Annotated in this window: 13 protein-coding genes and 1 pseudogene; 2 read left to right on the top strand and 12 right to left on the bottom strand. The window is 59.4% G+C overall.

Translation table 11 applies throughout. The features are described 5' to 3' along the window. Both GSQ93_RS24755 and GSQ93_RS24750 read right to left on the bottom strand, forming a co-directional pair. Positions 1-525: pseudogene (locus tag GSQ93_RS24755) on the bottom strand (integrase); the annotation flags it as partial. Positions 526-884: 359 nt separating this feature from the next. Continuing rightward, a complete protein-coding gene (locus GSQ93_RS24750) occupies positions 885-1,475 on the bottom strand; it encodes a DUF308 domain-containing protein (protein WP_158938257.1) in 591 nt (196 codons plus the stop codon). Between the two features lie 484 nt (positions 1,476-1,959). Here GSQ93_RS24750 and GSQ93_RS24745 point away from each other — a divergent pair, with 484 nt between their 5' ends. Beyond that, complete coding sequence (locus GSQ93_RS24745; RefSeq protein WP_158938256.1) at positions 1,960-3,024, top strand: LacI family DNA-binding transcriptional regulator; 1,065 nt, start codon at positions 1,960-1,962, stop codon at positions 3,022-3,024. A 67-nt stretch (positions 3,025-3,091) separates the two neighbouring features. Here GSQ93_RS24745 and GSQ93_RS24740 read toward each other — a convergent pair whose 3' ends face one another. The 9 genes from GSQ93_RS24740 to GSQ93_RS24700 all read right to left on the bottom strand — a co-directional run bounded on the left by GSQ93_RS24740 (position 3,092) and on the right by GSQ93_RS24700 (position 10,351). Beyond that, a complete protein-coding gene (locus GSQ93_RS24740; RefSeq protein WP_158938255.1) occupies positions 3,092-3,844 on the bottom strand; it encodes an SDR family oxidoreductase in 753 nt (250 codons plus the stop codon). 17 nt (positions 3,845-3,861) lie between these two features. After that, positions 3,862-4,725: an aspartate dehydrogenase gene (locus GSQ93_RS24735; RefSeq protein WP_254074033.1), complete on the bottom strand. Its 864-nt coding sequence runs from the start codon at positions 4,723-4,725 to the stop codon at positions 3,862-3,864. Between the two features lie 3 nt (positions 4,726-4,728). Beyond that, positions 4,729-5,502, bottom strand: a complete 774-nt coding sequence (locus GSQ93_RS24730; protein WP_216857667.1) for an alpha/beta fold hydrolase — start codon at positions 5,500-5,502, stop codon at positions 4,729-4,731. Beyond that, entirely contained in the window at positions 5,499-6,050 is a 552-nt protein-coding gene (locus GSQ93_RS24725; protein WP_158938254.1) for a cupin domain-containing protein, read from the bottom strand. The genes GSQ93_RS24730 and GSQ93_RS24725 overlap by 4 nt, the downstream gene beginning before the upstream one ends. A gap of 88 nt (positions 6,051-6,138) precedes the next feature. Continuing rightward, complete coding sequence (locus tag GSQ93_RS24720; RefSeq protein ID WP_158938253.1) at positions 6,139-7,173, bottom strand: proline racemase family protein; 1,035 nt, start codon at positions 7,171-7,173, stop codon at positions 6,139-6,141. Between the two features lie 28 nt (positions 7,174-7,201). After that, on the bottom strand, positions 7,202-7,861 hold the full coding sequence (locus GSQ93_RS24715) for an amino acid ABC transporter permease (RefSeq protein ID WP_158938252.1): 660 nt from the start codon (positions 7,859-7,861) through the stop codon (positions 7,202-7,204). Positions 7,862-7,867: 6 nt separating this feature from the next. Further along, positions 7,868-8,542: an amino acid ABC transporter permease gene (locus GSQ93_RS24710; protein ID WP_158938251.1), complete on the bottom strand. Its 675-nt coding sequence runs from the start codon at positions 8,540-8,542 to the stop codon at positions 7,868-7,870. Between the two features lie 9 nt (positions 8,543-8,551). Then, on the bottom strand, positions 8,552-9,433 hold the full coding sequence (locus GSQ93_RS24705; protein WP_254074032.1) for an amino acid ABC transporter ATP-binding protein: 882 nt from the start codon (positions 9,431-9,433) through the stop codon (positions 8,552-8,554). Positions 9,434-9,460: 27 nt separating this feature from the next. Then, positions 9,461-10,351: an ABC transporter substrate-binding protein gene (locus tag GSQ93_RS24700; RefSeq protein ID WP_254074031.1), complete on the bottom strand. Its 891-nt coding sequence runs from the start codon at positions 10,349-10,351 to the stop codon at positions 9,461-9,463. A gap of 600 nt (positions 10,352-10,951) precedes the next feature. On the opposite strand from GSQ93_RS24700, the gene GSQ93_RS24695 reads away from it, so the two are divergent. Then, positions 10,952-11,425: a LysR substrate-binding domain-containing protein gene (locus GSQ93_RS24695; RefSeq protein ID WP_158938250.1), complete on the top strand. Its 474-nt coding sequence runs from the start codon at positions 10,952-10,954 to the stop codon at positions 11,423-11,425. A 59-nt stretch (positions 11,426-11,484) separates the two neighbouring features. Here the strand turns inward: GSQ93_RS24695 and GSQ93_RS24690 are convergent, their stop codons facing one another. Beyond that, positions 11,485-14,592: an efflux RND transporter permease subunit gene (locus GSQ93_RS24690; RefSeq protein ID WP_158938249.1), complete on the bottom strand. Its 3,108-nt coding sequence runs from the start codon at positions 14,590-14,592 to the stop codon at positions 11,485-11,487. Between the last annotated feature and the right edge of the window lie 6 nt (positions 14,593-14,598).

Here is a 14,598-nt window from a genome sequence, read left to right as displayed (position 1 = left end):
ATCGTCTTCGAGGAAGCGTGTCACGCGCGGCTTAGCCTTGCGTGCTCGCTGACGCGATAGGGACAGCGGATTGCCGGCCAAGTAGCCTGCATTGACCAGCCATGCGAACAGCGTATTCAGAATCACAAACGCCTGTCGCTCGCTGGCGGGTGAGAGCGGTCCCGCGAACGGCCGCCAGGATGGGTCCACGCGAGCCACTTTGCGCCCGGTCATGATCCAGCGCTGGGCTGGTTGGGGATTCGCCAGAAACCGCCGGTAGATGAGCAGGTCTTCGTGCGTGAGCGACGAGAAAGGTTTCCTCAGTTCTGTGGTTGACCACAGCAGCAGGCGTTCGGACTCCTTACGGTAGGTGTCGAACGTTGACTTCGTGTCGACGAAGCGCGCGAGCCACGCCCTGATGGCGTCGATATCGTTCTCAGCCGCAATTTGAGGACGGGCGCCGAGGGCGCGGTTCGTGCCGTGGCCGCCGTCCAGATCGGACGGTAGCGATAACTGCTCGAGTGGCACGAGCGTACGGTCGGACACCTGGAGGGGCTGAGGAAGCGGCACAGCGGTTGACGAAAGCCGCGTTCAGAACAAGGCCAGGTTTACAATTGCCGGACGATACGCGATCGTATTGGCCGACGGTGGACAAAATAGATACGTATCAGTTCGGCACCCTAAATTTTACATAATACAAATTATCAACTTTTATGCTGTAGCAGCAATATCCTAATGTCGTGTTTAAGCAAGATAGAAATGTCGGGTTTCAGGCGGGTTAAGCTTAGCCGGCGTCGATTCCTACGGCGCCGGGAGCGACGATGACGGCGACGGACAGAATCACCATGAACATGCGCGAACTTAAGCGACTGAAAGCGATCCAGCCGCTCGCGGTTATCCCGTCTTCAAGGCGTCGTTGCAAATTTGCGCCGCAGTTGGCCGGCCGATAACCACAGCGCGGAGACAAGAAAATAGATCGCGCCGACACCTGCGTAGCCGGCCACTTTGACAATCGCGGGAGGCACGGATGCATGGGCCTGCGCGATGAAAAACGCGCCCGCCAGCGCCGACTGTCCGCCGCTCAAAATCATTGCCCATTGCGCACCAAAGCGCTTCCAGCGACGGACGGCGGTGGCAAGCTGAAGTAATCCGGACAGAACGGCCCAGACTCCAAATACATCAAGCACCAGGCTTGTATTGACGCTCAATACCACAACCACAACCACCGCAACCGCTATCGCTGCGCTAGCGAGGACGTTCAAAGCCTGAGTAAGATTTTCGCGCATCCCACCACTACGCGACATGTCGACGTAATTGGCCAGCGCATCCCATAGGGGATAGACGATAAGCAGTGCGGCTCCGATCGCCGGGGCATGCTGCCCGATGGCAAACGCGAGCGCGACCCACACGACAGAAAACGCGGCACGGGAAAAGTAATAGTGTTTGAGCCACCGCTCATCCTGAAGGCGGGTGGTATCTGAAAGATGAGTAGCCACTGAAAGTCCTCTAAGAGGTTGTCGACCGCGTCGCCTTGAGCGACGCACCAGGCTTTTGCTGCGATGGGCTGTCGGCAGGACCGCACCCGCTTCATCGCGACAAGAAGCCTGCATTGATAGAGATGATGGCATTCGCCCTGGCCTGACGGCATCGGTCAAATGACCGATGCGCGCCGACAGGTTGGCGTATAGCTAGCAACCTGTTCTGCCTGCATTGCCCCATCCGTCTCGATGATCGACGACAACCTCACCCTTTCAACGGTGGGTGTTCGATGCCGTGAAAGCACTGGCCGCGTTGTACGGCGAACGCGGTGAGTAAATTGCAATGTCCGCTTTGATGCGGCCTAAGCTTACCGGGCGTCGATTCCCGCGGCGCCGGAGGCTGCAATAGTGATGTAATCGTTTTCCACCAGTGTCGCCAAGTGCTAAACTAACCCCGCAGTACGAGGAAGGAACGTGATCCTTCGACCTATTTTGTCGCGCCATGAACAGACAGAAAGCCAAACCCAATATCAACGTTTTTGACGTCGCGAAAGCGGCAGGCGTGTCGGTCGCTACCGTCTCGCGCGCGTTCAACATCCCCAATCGTGTCAGCGCGGTGAGCCGTGAAAAGGTGTTGGCCGTAGCAAAGGAGCTCGGCTACAGTCCCGACCCGGCAGCCAAGGCGTTACGCCTTCGCAAATCGTTCATCATCGGTGCCGTGATTCCGTCGCTCGACTACTCCATGTTCGCGCGGCTGACGCATGCGTTCGAAGAGCAGTTGACCATGGCGGGTTACAGCGTGTTCGTGGTGACGAACGGGTTCGACAACCGCAACATGCTCGATGCGGTCAAGCGGATCGTCGAACGCGGCGCGGAGGCGCTGTTACTGGTTGGGAAGATGGTAGATCCCAAGCTGCAAAGCTACCTGGCCGACAAACAGATTCCCTGCGTGACCACCTACTCCTACAATGACGATGACCTCGTGCCGTCCATTGGCTTCGACAACTTCGCGGCAACCCGGCAAGCGGTCGAATTCCTGATCCGGCTGGGTCATCGTGAGATGGCGATGATCGCGGGTCCGTTGCAAGGAAACGATCGGCAACAAGCCCGGCTCAGTGGCTTTGAAAAAACCATGCAGGCTCACGGACTGGGCGACAAGGCCCATGTCATCGAAAAAAGCTACGGCTCGGCGACGCACCAGGGCGCGGATGCCATGAGGCAGATCCATCATGAATTCCCGGACGTCACTGCAGTCGTCTGTAATGCCGATGTCTTCGCGCTCAGCGCCATGGCAGAGTGCCGGCGGCTTGGTCTGCGGGTGCCGGAAGACATGTCCGTTGTCGGTTTCGATGACGACGACTACACTACTATCTTCTCCCCGGCGCTGACGACCATCGCTGTTCCTGCCGCGGAGATGGGACGTCTTGCAGCGCGATCGCTGATCGGCGCCCTGACGCACGGAGGCAAAGTCACGCCCGCCCGGTTGGACACGCAGTTGATCGTGCGCGAGTCAACGAGTGTCCCCCGCGTCGCTTCCACGAGTACGCCTCCGAAAGCTGTCGCTTGAAGAAAGCCACGCGAAGGACGCCCCACCCGCTCGCTGAGCGGGTGGGGCGTCCGGCTTCGATCGTGCGTTATCGTGCTGTGTAGCCGCCGTCGACCGTGAACATCCCGCCGGTCGCAAACGAAGACTCGTCACTCGCCAGGAACAAGACCATCGAGGCGATCTCCTGCGGCGTGCCCATTCGGTTCACTGGCGCACGCGCTTTCAGTCCGTGTACGAATGCGTCGGGATCGGGAACCTCCTTGAGCATTTTTTCATAATAGTTGGACCAGATGACGCCCGGCGCAATACTGTTGATGCGGATGTTCTTGTCCGCATGGTCGAGCGCCATCGAACGGGTCAGCGACGCGACGCCGCCCTTCGCCGCCACATAGGCGGCCCGATCGGGGATACCACAGACGGCAGCGGTCGACGAGATGTTGACCACCGCCCCGCCGCCTCGCTTTTCAATCTCCGGTATTCCGTACTTGGAGCAAAGATAGACGCTCTTCAGATTCACGTCGATCACCTTGTCCCAGTCCTCTTCATCCGTATTGACAACGCTGCCGCGAATGCCGTAACCCGCATTGTTGACCAGGATATCGAGGCCGCCAAATGCGGCTAGGGTCGCAGCAATGAGGTGCTTGATCTGCGACGCAACCGTGACGTCCACGCCGACTGCAAGCGCGTTTTCACCCAACGCACGCGCGACCTTCTCAGCCTGCTCCAGGTTGCTGTCCGCGACCACCACCCTTGCGCCTTCCTTGATGAACAACGCTGCCGTGGCGGCTCCGATTCCGGCTGCCGCACCCGTCACGACAGCTACTTTTCCTTCGAGTCGCATGTTCTTTTCTCACAAGATTAAATGGAATGTTCAAGACGGCGGATGACCGCGTCTTCAATGCTCATTGCCGCAAGCCACGATGTCCGAGGGTTGTCCGGCAATGGATTGTTTTCAAGGCGAATCGACAGGCGGCCAAACGCGCCGACCGCTTCTATTTCATGCACGTTCTGGGCGACGCCCGGGTCGGCCATCATCGTGACTGTCGTTTTCTCGAAGCCGATGCCCGCCAGGGCAACCGCGGCGGTGACGTTGGCGTTCTTCGGGAACAGTCTTGCCGACTCGCCGGCCGTACCCTCGAAGACCACAGTGGGTTTATCGATAGTAAGCAGATCGAACTGTAATTCGGCTGGCGACCCCCGCCATGCATGCGGGGGTTTTCGTCCGGTATAGCGGACTGAATCGAGACCGCCCATGCGTGCCGCACGCAAAGCATCAATGCCTCCGATCGCGCCGGACACCAACGTCAGCGCCGAATCGCCGAGCGTCATCGCGCGATTGATCTTCTCGCGCAGCGGCGCGGACGCCAGCGCACCGACGGAAACAAGGATGGCGTCGACTCCACGCTCAAGAAGCGGGATGACCGTTTCATCGACTGCCGCGTGGCCCGCGCACTCGACGCAAAGCGTCGGGTTCCATGAAACGAGAGCGGTGACGTCATGGAAAACCTCGATCCCGACTGATCGCATGTTGGGAGAGTCGGCCTCGTGAGCGGGAACAAGACACGCTAGCTGGCGAGCCTTGATTCCTCGCTCACGTAACGCGGCCAGAACGCGCTTGCCCATCGCGCCCATACCGACGATCGCGATTCGCTCGAGCGCCGCAAAATTCCTGTCGCGATCCACGGGGACCGGCGACTGTTCGTTGAGCTCCGGCATCGTCATGAGTCATCTGTCCAGGAATGCGCCAATCCGCGATGCAAACGCTTGCGGGTCGACTTGTGGGAAAAAATGGCCGCCCTGAGCCTCGACAAGCGTCGCTTTCGGGATGCGTTGCGCCAGATCTTCCGAGTGATGGAACGGCACGATGAAATCGTCGCGTGCACCCACAACCAGCGTATCTTTATCGATCAATGCAAGCTCGCCCGCGCGGTCATACGAAAGCAACATCTCGATTCGATTGACGACCGTCTGCTTGTCGAACTCGTCGTCGCCATCGAACTGAAGCGGCAGCGACGCCACGTTATGTTCGTACCACTGAGCGTCATAACCCCCAAGGCGCGAGAACGCCGAATAGGCGCGCGTCCCGAGTTGCTCCAGCATCCGCCGCCGCAGATCAAAGAGATCCCTGAAGCGCCGGTCCGGCTTCACCCAGCCGCCGCTTAGCACAAGCTTGCGGCACCGGCGTTGATGATCAAGCGCAAGCGTCTGTGCGACCAGACTGCCCGTGGAGTGCCCCACAAAATGCGCATGGATCACACCTTCGGCGTCGAGCACGTCGAGAGCAGCCTGCGCGATCGCAGGTATGCGCTGGTCCGCGTCCCGAGTGCTGCGGCCCACTCCCGGATGGTCGAAGGAGATCACTCGATAGCCGCTCGCAAGCAACGCGGCAACCGGCCGCCAGAAGGAGGCGAGACCGCCAAGCCCGGAGATGCACACGAGCGCGTCGCCGCTGCCGGCTACTTCGTAGTGGATACCTGAAGTTGTACGACCCTCCATCATTGCGGCCTCTTATCGCTCTGGCCAGGCTGAGTGAACACGGTGCGGGCCTCGATCTGCGCCGCGTCCACCGGGCGCGCGAAGGGTTCTGGCGCAGCTTCGCCCGGCGTGCGCGGCCGGCCGATCTCGCGGAAGAAGGTTTCGAGGCCTGCGGGCACGAAGAACCACACCCAATGCAGATCGACGTCGCCGTCGTTGATAAAGGTATGCGTGCGCAGTTTGCCGAGGAACAGCGTGACCCCCGGTTCGAGCCGATACTCCTTGCCATCCAGGTCGGCCTTGCCCGCGCCGGAGATGAAGTGCAGCACCTCTTCGTTATCGGTGTGGGAGTGAAGGCGGACAACGCCGCCCGGCGGCAAGGTTTGCGTGCCAACGGAAAATTGCCGATCCATCGGCACCCGATGCGGTGCGACATGGACCGACGCATATCCATTCGCCGGCTGCGGCTGCCAGTAGCTCTCTTCCTCTGCCGGATGCACATACAAATACCTGCCCGTGCCGGCGACCTCAGCGGACGCCTCACTCTTACGTTCAATCGGGTTGTCGATCATCTCAACCTCCTGCTCCACAATCAATACAGCGATGGAAAACGTTTACGCGTACCCGCGTCAACGCGCGATCTTCAGGCCTCAGCAACCCTTAAGCCCTTTTCTTCCAGAGATCGTTCAACGTGTAGCCCGTCGGAAAGGGATCCGATGAATCAAGCACGTATTGATGAAAACCCGTGATCCACGCGCCGCCGGAAATAGCGGGACGTATGCCCGGCCTGCCGCCCACCGTAAGCGTCTCGACAATCTCACCGGTAAATTCAGAGCCTATGATCGACCGGTGGACGAATCGCTCGCCCGGCTCAATCAGGCCACGCGCATGAAGTACCGCCAGCCGTGCGCTGGTTCCCGTTCCACATGGCGATCGGTCGAGGCGGCCCGGCGAGACGATTACGCCGTTCCTTGACGAAAGACCGTCTGGTCCGCGTTCGAGAGGACCGGCGAACAGGGTCTGGTTGATCGTATGGATCTGCGGATTCTCCGGATGCACCGCGGGAATCTGCACGGCCGCCGCTGCCTTGATCGCCTCGCCCAATTCCACCATATCGGCGGCTTCATCCGGGACGACGGAAAAGCCCAACGCCGCGGCATTGACAAGTACGTAGATCATTCCGCCATAAGCGACATCGACCGTCAGCGTCCCAATACCGGGCACCTCCAGCGGAAGATCAAGCCCAAACACGAAACACGGCACATTGGTAAAACGGACATTGACGCACTTGCCGTCGCGGCACTCGGCCCGAACCTTGATCAGGCCTCCGGGCGCTTCCAGGATCAGGTCGGTGTACGGTTCCTGCATCGGCAACATGCCCGTCTCCAGCAGCGCGGTCACCGTGCAAATAGTGTTGCTGCCGGACATGGGCGGGTAACTCTCGGACTCCATGATCACGAATCCTGCGTCTGCCTGCGGGTCGCACGGCGGAAGCACGAGGTTGACGCATTGGGTCACCGTTCCTCTCGGTTCCTGCAGCAAGAATTTGCGCAGATCGTCGGCCTGCGTTTCCAGATATCGCATCTTCTCGAACATCGTTTGACCGGGGACATCGAGAACACCGCCAGTGATCACGTCGTTGCGCTCGCCACCCGTGTGCATGCCAACGACATTCACCATTCGCTTCATTTTCATGTGCATTGCCTCCAGAAACGTTTAGCCGCTAGAACCGCCGGAGTACCTTTCGTTCGATATGCCCGACGCATCGCGTGAGCGGATACGCGACCACGAAGTAGATGAGCGCGGTCGTCGTCAGGACTTCCACCGGCCGGGCACTTGTGTTCGCAATGTTTTGGCCGACGAACATCAGGTCGGCCATGCCAAGCGCGGACACCAAAGCACTTTCCTTGAACAGGCTGACTACGTTCGAGAGCAAGGTGGGCATTGAACGGATAAAAGCGAGCGGCAGGACAATGTGCGTCACGCGTGTCATACGGCTCAGTCCAAGCGCCACGCACGCGTCCAGTTCTTCCTTCTTGATGGTGGTCAGCGATCCGCGGAAGGTCTCGCACGTGATCGCGCCCATGTACAAGCTAAGCGCCGCAAACGATGCAACGCCTACGCTGATATTCACGTGAAGCAAAAGCGGCAGGCAGAAGAAAAACCAGAACAGCTGGACCAGTAGCGGTGTCCCTCGGAATATTTCCACATAACCCGTCGCTATTGCTCGAGCAGCGCTCGGGCCGTAAGTCCTGACGAGGCTCGTCACGAATCCCAGCGCAATGCCGGCGATTGCGGAGGCCACGGTCAGCTTGACGGTAAGCGCAAGCCCGTCAAGCAATGGCTCGATATAACCCAGCAGGAACACGAAATTGAATTTCATGACTGGCTACGCCGCTGAATAATTGAAGGACCGTTTGCGCTCGATCACGCGCAACGCCTGCGCAACGAGCACCGACACAACGAGATACAAAATTCCGACTGTCGTAAATACTTCCAATGGTCTATAGGTATCCGAAGCAATCTCCTTGCCCCGGTACATCAACTCCTGGATCGCCACCACCGACAGCAGCGACGTCTGTTGCAACGCCGAGATGCCATTGGTGACAAGAACCGGCAGCGCCACGCGAAAAGCGTGCGGAAGCACGATCAGCGTCGTGCGCTGAAAGGGCGAGAAGCCCAGCGCGACACCCGCGTCGTGCTGGTCTCGCGGAACCGACTGGATGCCGCCCCGGTACGCCTCGGCATTGAACGCCGTCAGGTTCAGGGAAATGGCGAGGATGCCCATTGTCATCGGACTGAGAAACACGTTGAAGATGATCGGAACGCAGTAGAAGAACCAGACCACCTGGACTAGCGCCGGCGTACAGCGGAAGAACTCTATGAACACCGAGACCGGCGCGCGGACAAGCCGCGACTTGCTTTGAGTCAACATTCCGACAGCGAAACCCGCTACTACGCCTATTGCATTCGCACACAACGCGATCGCAAGCGTCACCGCCAGGCCCTGCCACAGGGGACCGAGTCCCGAGGAGATCCAGGAGAAATCCAGAGAATAGTTCACGGCGCTTTCCTAGTTCACATGCAGGACGTTGTTCAGAAACTCCCGGGTCCTGGCGTGTTTTGGGTTCTTGAACATTTCATCGGGCGTTCCTGCCTCGATGACCACACCGTCCGCGCAGAACACAATGCGGGAAGCAACTTTCCTGGCAAACCACATGTCGTGCGTCACCATGACCATTGGCATTCCCTGCGACGCCAGCTCAAGAATGACCGTCTCGACCTCCGCAACCAGCTCAGGATCCAGCGCGGATGTGACCTCGTCGAACAGCATGAGCCGCGGGTCCAGCATCAAGGCGCGCGCGATCGCGACGCGTTGCTTTTGGCCGCCGGAAAGCTGTGCAGGATAAGCACGCGCTTTATTTAATAGTCCAAATCGATCGAGCAGCAACGTCGCCCTTCGATCCGCGTCGGCGCGCGGCTCACCCTTCACCTTGCAGGGCGCGAGCGTCAGGTTGCGCAGAACGTCCAGATGGGCAAAGAGCGTGTAGTTCTGGAAGACCATCCCTATTTGCTTGCGGATGCTCAGGTCCATCCGCGTGCGGCGATTCGCTTCATCAAACGAGAGATAGGGGTTGCCGTTGAACTCGACTGCGCCCCCGTCGATGGTTTCAAGCCCCATCAGAACACGCAACAACGTGCTCTTCCCTCCTCCGCTCGGTCCGATCACCACCAGGCGATCATCGTGCTGCATCTCCAGGTCAAGGCCCTTGAGGACTTTGACCGTGGGACCGTATTGCTTAACCAAGCCCTTGATACGCACGAGTGGCTGCGTGCCCGCCGGCAGCTTGGGGTGAACCGGCGAGCGCCCTTCCTGCCATCCGGCCGGGCGCGCATCGGCGTCATGTTTCATCAGCCGGCTCACTTTCATGACCTGTTCCATGTCGTTGCTCATTGTCTGGCTGTCTATGGAAAAATCCGGCTACTGTTTTACGGACTGCGCCGCCTGCTTCACGGCCGCTTCGACGCTGGATTTGACGAAACCGCTCTTGGTCTGCTGCTCAATGAATTGATTCAGCTCGTTGAGGTCCGCGCTGGTGTAGCTCTTGTTCATTCCGAACGCCACGTCCTGAAGATTGAAGGCCGGGTCCGGCCGATAGATCTCGGCCCAGTCGGGGTGTGCCGCCTGGAAGATCAGGTTGGCATCGGACTGGTCGGCAAGAAAATCGGCACGATGCGACATGAGTGCAAGGCGCGTGCTGTCAGCGTCCGGCAGACGAAGGATCTGCGCCTGCTTGAGCACCGGGCTGATCGCCTTGTCGTCGGTCGTACCCTGCACCACGGCAACAATGAAATCGGGCTTGTCGATATCGGCGACCGCCTTGATCTGCTTGGGCACCTTTGCGTCGGATCGGCTGTACACAAAGTTCGTATCGTTACGAACGACGGCCGTCGAAAAGTTGATCACCTGCTCCCGCACGGGCGTCCGGTTGATCGCCATGGCCAGGTCCCATTTGTCGGTCTGCAGTCCGGCAATCATGTTGTCCCAGGTCGTGTCGACAAACTTCACCTTGACCTTAAGGACGTCCTCACCGAACCGGCGGCACAGGTCACTGAACGCACCTGTATAACCGCCGGTCTTCGCATCACGAACGACAAACGGGGGCGCCAGCGCTGCGCCGCAACGCAGTTCACCCGCTTTGCGCACTGACTGGAAAGTCGTTGGATCCGCCGCGTGAGCGGGGGTAACCAGGCTGCTCACGCCTGTCGCAAAACAAACCAGCGCCAGCATAGCCTTGAACAGCGGGCGAAGCGTTTGGGCGGCCGGGGCGCGGCGAGAGGCCGGCATAAGCGTGTTCTTCATGGTGGTCATGGACTCCAAAGAATATGAACGAATTAACACTTCCCTTAACGCTCCGCGGACTCAAGGCGACTTTTCTGACTCCGATCACCCTTTCAATCAACCGAGCCGTGCTTCGGCTTCGTGGTAATCGTTTACGAGGGTGGTCGAACCAGTCATCGTCGGGATGACGAACCTCTTGTCGCCAGGAAACAGCTGATGTCTGAGCGCGTACAACCATGCTAGTAGAAAAAAAATAAAGCGTAAAGCTTTACATCATTGACCTAGTGATTTCACTAATCTCAATGCCTATAAAGGTTTAATCGATGGAAAACGATTACCAAAACACGGATTAGCAGCAAAATGTTGCAACGCAGCAAGTTAGGTGGCGCGGCAACAGCCTTGCGGTACGACTGAATCGCGCGGTGGAGGTCAGACGCGGGTAGGCGGTAAGGGCCTCACCTGATGAGAGAGGCCATGATGGCGGGCAGACTGCGGTTTTGGATGTCCGCCGGGTTGCAGGCTTGCGTCCTTCCCCGGAAGTTCTTGGGGAAACGGACGGGTGAAAGCGTTAGTTCGACGGCCCTGCAGGCGTCACTCGGAACGAAACGAGATTTATCTGCCCCATACGAGTTGGATCTTGTCGTTGCGCTCGGTAATGGGGCACGCGGTGATGCCGAACGGCTGGGCGTGTTGCCTTTGGCCTGGACCGGGCCGGTATCCACGGAAAGGGTGTGGGCACCCGGTGAGCCGATCTCGCTCGTGATGTACCGGACCCCCTGTTTTTTTCGCCAACGCGCGCTTGCCGCACTGGACGATGCCGGTGTACCTTGGCGTATCGCATTCACGAGTCCAAGCCTTCATGGGCTATGGGCGGCTGTTGAAGCTGGACTGGGCGTGACGCTGCGCACGACGGCCGGCTTGCCGAATAGCCTGCGGACTGTGGGAGACGCGATGGGCTTGCCGGCAGTAGCGCCGCCCACATTAAGCGTCTCGTTGCATGACGGCGGACGACCATTGCAGCCCGCTGTCATGCGGCTACGGGAAGTCGTCATTGAGACGTTGACGGCAAGCCTTCGGGATCTCGTTGCATCGACCAGCACCTGATTTTTTCTTATGGTCGATGAGAAGAAAACGGCGTCGTCACGTGTACGCCGTCCGCAGCTTTATGCAACTGCGCTTGGGGTTCGATTAGATGCCGGCTCTAGTGAAGCAGTATCTGCCGACCCCTCTTCCTCTTCCGGGACATGACGCGCCGCGATCGTGAGATAGACCGCCGGCAACACGAAAAGCGTGAACAGCGTGCCGATAGACAACCCGCTCGCAATCACCAGCCCCATGTTGAATCGCGACGCCGCGCCCGCACCCGCCGACATGATGAGCGGCACGACACCGAGGACCATGGCAGCCGTGGTCATCAGGATCGGACGAAGCCGGATTCCCGCAGCGTGAATGATGGCTTCGAGTTTCGACATTCCCTCTTGCTGTGCCGCATTCGCCACTTCAACGATCAGGATCCCGTGTTTGCTGATCAGCCCCATCAGCGTCACCAAACCGACCTCGGTGTAGATGTTGAGCGACGCACCGCCAAGTCCAAGACTGATGAAGACGAGCGCTCCCGCGACCGACATCGGAATTGACACAAGGATCACCAGCGGATCGCGGAAGCTTTCAAACAACGCCGCGAGGCTCAGGTAAATGATGATGAGCGCGAGAATGAACGTACCGACAAAGCCACTTGATTCCTGCACGAGCTGACGCAGAGGCCCCGCATAGTCGATAGAAACATCGGCCGGCAGCGTGCGAGCCGCCAGCGCCTGCAGCGACTTGAGTGCAGCATCCTGCGAAACACCAAGCGCGGGCACCCCGGAAATGGTCGCCGAACTCACCTGCTGGAAATGGTTGATGGTTTCAGGCACCGTTTCGGTCCGTATGTGGCCAATCGCCGATAACGGCACGGGCACATTGTTCACGGTCGCGATCTGAAAATCCATGATCTGGTCCAGCGTCAGCCGGGAGCGCTGCTGCACTTGCGCAATGACCTTGTATGACCGCGAATCGAGGCTGAAGTAGTTCGTATAACCGCCGCCAAGCAAACCGCCAAGCGCCGTGCCGACTTGTGTCATCGTCAGCCCGAGTTGAGAGGCCTTGTCGCGATCGATATCGATCACTTTCTGCGGCTGGTCGAACTTCAGGTCGCTATCAATAAACAGAAACATCCCGCTTGCTGCGGCGTCAGCAAGAAACTTCTGCGCCTCACCATTCAGCGTATCCAGCGGCTGAGTGGACTTGAGCACGAACTGGATAGGCAAACCCTGCGAGCCCGGCAGAGCAGGCGGCTGGAACGCGACGACTTTTTGCCCCGCCACTTCGTTGAGCTGGTTTTGCAAGTCGCGCTGGATCACGGACGCGTTGCGATGACGCTCGTCCCAAGGCTTGAGCGTCACACCAGCGATCGACTGCGCTGGGCTCTCGACCTGGAACGTCTGCGCGGCTTCGGGCAAGAGAGCCATCATGTCGCCGACCTGGCGGCCGAACATCTCCTTTTGCTGGAGCGTCGCGTTAGGCGCAGAGGTCGGCTGCAGGATCACCACGCCCTGATCCTCTTGCGGTGCGAGTTCGCTGTCGGCGCTCGTGTATAGAAAATAAATGCTGCCGATGACCAGGCCCGTGAAGAGCAGCGTCACGGGAACCGTCCGCAAACTGCTGCGCAAGAGCCGTTCGTAGCCCCGCTGAATCGAGCCGAAAACCCGGTCGATCGTCTCCACGACGCCCGTCACCCAGCGCCCGCCCTGGTCGTGCGGCTTCAGGAATGCGCCGCACATCATGGGCGATAACGTCAGTGAGATGACTGCCGACATCGTTACGGCGCCCACCAGCGTGAACGCAAACTCAGTGAAGAGCGCACCGGTGAGGCCACCCTGGAAACCGATCGGAACATAGACCGCGACCAGCACGACGGTCATCGCGATGATCGGACTCGCCAGATCGCGCGCCGCCTTGATCGCGGCGTCGCGCGGCCGCATGCCCTCCTCCAGATGACGGCTGACGCTTTCGACCACGATGATGGCGTCGTCGACCACCAGCCCGATTGCCAGCACGAGCGCGAGCAAGGTCAGCAGGTTGATCGAGAAGCCGAGCACGAGCATCACGCCGAAGGTGCCGACCAGCGACAACGGAATCGCGACAACCGGGATCAGCACCGAGCGCGGCGAGCCCAGGAATGCGAACACCACCAGGGTGACGATCACCACGGTTTCGATCAGCGACGCTTCGACCTCGTGGATCGAGCTGTCCACGAACACTGTGGAATCGTAGATAACGGCGCTGTGCAAGCCAGCGGGCAGCGCCTTCTGAATGTCCGGCAGCACGGCCTTCACGCCCTTGATCACATCGAGCAAACTCGCCGACGGTGCTGTCTGAATGCCGAGGTACACGCCCTTCTTGCCATTGTACGACACGCCGGATTCATAGTCCTCCGAACCAAGTGTGACGTTCGCCACGTCCTTCAGCCGGATGATGCCGCCGTTGACCTGCTTCACCACGAGATCGCGGAACTGCTGCACCGAATGCAGATCCGTCGACGCCGTCAGGTTGAACTGCACCATCTGGCCCTTGGTGGTCCCCAATCCCGCAATCACGCTGTTGGCCGCCAGCGCGTTAGTAACGTCGGTTGCGGTCAGTCCATACGCCGCCAGCTTTTGCGGATCGAGCCACGCGCGCAACGCGAAATATTGCGGACCCAGCAACTCGGCCGTCTGCACACCTTTCACCGCCTGCAAGCGCGGCTGCACATTGCGCACGAGGTAATCGGTGATCTGATTGGGCGTGAGTTCATCGCTTGAATAACCGATGATCAACGCATCCAGCGACTGGCCGATCGCCACCGTGATGGTCGGCTGCTGCACGCCGCTCGGCAACTGGTTGAGCACCGAGTTGATCTTGGCGTTGATCTCGGTGATGGCTTTGTCGGCATCGAAATTGAGCACCAGGTTCGCAGTGATCGTGCTGGTGCCGGAGATGCTCTTCGACGTCAGGTAATCGATCCCATTCGCCTGCGCGATCGCATTTTCCAGCGGCGTCGTGACGAAGCCGGCCACGGTTTGCGGGTCAGCACCGTAATACGTCGTGGTCACGGTCACCACGGCGTTTTCGGTTTTCGGATACTCGAGAATGGGCAGCGAGGTGAAGGCCTTGTAGCCAATCACAAGGATCATCAGGCTGACGACGCATGCCAGCACGGGCCGGCGGATAAAGATGTCGGTGAATTTCATCGTGCC

The organism is Burkholderia sp. S171 (assembly GCF_009766085.1).
GTDB lineage: Bacteria > Pseudomonadota > Gammaproteobacteria > Burkholderiales > Burkholderiaceae > Caballeronia.
The sequence above is the reverse complement of the archived record's forward strand: the minus strand, read 5'-3'. Positions and strand labels throughout refer to the sequence as shown.

Excerpts from the sequence above, each read along its gene's own strand:
- GSQ93_RS24725 (WP_158938254.1), bottom strand. The coding sequence starts at position 6,050 with ATGATCGACAACCCGATTGAACGTAAGAGTGAGGCGTCCGCTGAGGTC.
- GSQ93_RS24745 (WP_158938256.1), top strand. The coding sequence starts at position 1,960 with ATGAACAGACAGAAAGCCAAACCCAATATCAACGTTTTTGACGTCGCG.
- GSQ93_RS24715 (WP_158938252.1), bottom strand. The coding sequence starts at position 7,861 with ATGAAATTCAATTTCGTGTTCCTGCTGGGTTATATCGAGCCATTGCTT.
- GSQ93_RS24730 (WP_216857667.1), bottom strand. The coding sequence starts at position 5,502 with ATGATGGAGGGTCGTACAACTTCAGGTATCCACTACGAAGTAGCCGGC.
- GSQ93_RS24700 (WP_254074031.1), bottom strand. The coding sequence starts at position 10,351 with ATGACCACCATGAAGAACACGCTTATGCCGGCCTCTCGCCGCGCCCCG.
- GSQ93_RS24735 (WP_254074033.1), bottom strand. The coding sequence starts at position 4,725 with ATGACGATGCCGGAGCTCAACGAACAGTCGCCGGTCCCCGTGGATCGC.
- GSQ93_RS24705 (WP_254074032.1), bottom strand. The coding sequence starts at position 9,433 with ATGAGCAACGACATGGAACAGGTCATGAAAGTGAGCCGGCTGATGAAA.
- GSQ93_RS24690 (WP_158938249.1), bottom strand. The coding sequence starts at position 14,592 with ATGAAATTCACCGACATCTTTATCCGCCGGCCCGTGCTGGCATGCGTC.
- GSQ93_RS24740 (WP_158938255.1), bottom strand. The coding sequence starts at position 3,844 with ATGCGACTCGAAGGAAAAGTAGCTGTCGTGACGGGTGCGGCAGCCGGA.
- GSQ93_RS24720 (WP_158938253.1), bottom strand. The coding sequence starts at position 7,173 with ATGAAAATGAAGCGAATGGTGAATGTCGTTGGCATGCACACGGGTGGC.